General features: G+C 69.4%; 3 protein-coding genes. All 3 read right to left on the bottom strand.

The features are described from left to right. Window positions 1-13: 13 nt before the first annotated feature. Entirely contained in the window at window positions 14-265 is a 252-nt protein-coding gene (gene moaD, locus ACE3OK_RS12470) for a molybdopterin converting factor subunit 1 (protein WP_374249878.1), read from the bottom strand. Further along, window positions 262-1497 (bottom strand): gephyrin-like molybdotransferase Glp, encoded by a 1236-nt coding sequence (gene glp / locus ACE3OK_RS12465; protein WP_374249877.1) that lies wholly within the window; start codon window positions 1495-1497, stop codon window positions 262-264. Before glp ends, moaD begins: the two co-directional genes overlap by 4 nt. Then, window positions 1494-1923 (bottom strand): molybdopterin-guanine dinucleotide biosynthesis protein B (gene mobB / locus ACE3OK_RS12460; RefSeq protein ID WP_374249876.1); only part of this gene is annotated, 430 nt, incomplete at its 5' end. The genes mobB and glp, both read right to left, overlap by 4 nt.

The raw sequence follows: 1923 nt of genomic DNA, 5'->3' as shown, positions 1-1923 counted from the left end.
CGGGCTGCCATGCTCAGCCCCCCGTGACCGGCGGGAAGAACGCCACTTCGCAGCCTTCGGTGAGCACGGCGTCGTCGGCGCACATGACCTGGTTGAGTGCGGCGCGCACTGCCCGGCCCCGCGCCAGACTGTCGGCGGCTGCCCCGCCACGCGCGACCAGGCTGTCGCGCAGCGCACCCACGGAGCCGGCTGCGGTGTCCACCTGTTCACTGCCCTGCCCCATGGCCTCGCGGATCGATGCGAAGTACCGGACGGTGACCTTCATGCCAGCAGCTCCACAAACGGGATGAACTGCACCGTGTCGCCCGGCGCAATCGTGGTGTCGGGCGGCGTATCCACCAGCCCGTCGCCCCAGACCATCGACGTCAGAACGCCCGAGCTCTGGTTCGGAAACAGGTCCAGTCCGCCCGCCGCGTTGCGCCGCACCCGCAGGAATTCACGGCGTTTATCGGCCCGCGGCCACGCGAAATCTGCGCGGGCCGCTATCGTTTTTGTAGCAAGCACGGCCGCGCCCTGCAGCTTGAGGACGAAGGGCCGGACCAGCAGCAGGAAGGTGACGAAGCTCGACACCGGGTTGCCGGGCAGGCCGATGAAATGCGCACCGGCGACCCGGCCATACGCGAACGGCTTGCCGGGCTTGATGGCCAGCTGCCATAGATCCAGCGTCCCGAGCGCCTGCACGGCCGGCTTGACGTGGTCTTCCTCGCCCACCGACACGCCGCCACTCGTGACGATCAGGTCATGCCCCTGCGCGGCCGCGCGCAGGGCGTCGATGGTGGCGTCCAGCCGGTCGGGCACCACGCCGAGATCGGTCACCTCGCACCCCAGGCGACGCAGCAGGGAACGCAGGAAGAAGCGGTTGGCGTTGTAGATCGCGCCAGGCTTCATCTCTGCGGGCGGCACGGTGCCGGGCAAGACCAGCTCATCGCCGGTGGAAAACAGCGCCACGCGGGGGCGTCGCACCACCGGCAGCTGCGCGAGCCCGATGCTGGCCGCCATGCCCAGCGCCGCACTGTCCAGCCGCCGCCCCTGCGCCAGCACCACGGCACCGCGCGTCACGTCTTCACCGGCCCGCCGGATGTGCTGGCCCACCGGTGGCGGTGCCCTGAACCGGACGGCCCCATCGCCGGCCGGCTCGGCCTCTTCCTGCATGACCACCGCGTCAGCGCCGGCCGGGATGGGCGCACCGGTAAAGATGCGCGCCACCGTCGCTGCGGCCAGCGGCATGCCTTGCGCGCCAGCGGCGATGCGCTGGCTGACGGGCAAGACAGCGCCCGGCACAACATCCGCCACCCGCACCGCGTAGCCGTCCATCGCGCTGTTGTCCTGCGGCGGCACCTGGAGCGCGGACACCAGGTCCTGCGCCAGCACGCGGCCATCGGCGTCAAAGGTGGACACCTGCTCGGTGCCGGGCAGCGCAGTGGCACGCGACAGCAGGTCGGCCAGAACATCGTCCAGGGGACGCAGCGGGGTGCGGGGTACCGGGGGCGCGTTCATGAAAACATTTCCGGGAGGTAGTCAAACCGGTCTGCATTGTCGGTCAGCCACTGCGCCACGGAATCGGCGTTGTTCAAATCCAGCACAGGCCGCAGGGTGGCTTCAGGCAACTGGTCAGGCGCGTCGGTGGCAATGGCCACGATGAAGTCGTCGTCCGGGTAGCGGGGCTGGTGGCCGGACGCCGGACGCCAGATCTCGATCTTGAGCAGGTTGCTGTCGCGAAAACCCTCCACCAGCACCCAGTCCACGCCTTCATACAACTCGGCCAGCAGGTGGTGCACCGTCAGCGCGGCCGGTTGTTCGAATTCACGCATCAGTGCCAGCCGGCGGTCCGACGCCACCACCACCTCGAAGGCGCCCGCCTGACGGTGGCGGAAACTGTCCTTGCCGGGATGGTCGATGTCAAACCGGTGGTGTGCGTGCTTG

This window comes from Thermomonas sp., from assembly GCF_041905325.1.
Classification (GTDB): domain Bacteria; phylum Pseudomonadota; class Gammaproteobacteria; order Xanthomonadales; family Xanthomonadaceae; genus Thermomonas.
The sequence above is the reverse complement of the archived record's forward strand: the minus strand, read 5'-3'. Positions and strand labels throughout refer to the sequence as shown.

Coding starts and splice junctions, on each gene's coding strand:
- moaD (WP_374249878.1), bottom strand. CDS start 265: ATGAAGGTCACCGTCCGGTACTTCGCATCGATCCGCGAGGCCATGGGG.
- glp (WP_374249877.1), bottom strand. CDS start 1,497: ATGAACGCGCCCCCGGTACCCCGCACCCCGCTGCGTCCCCTGGACGAT.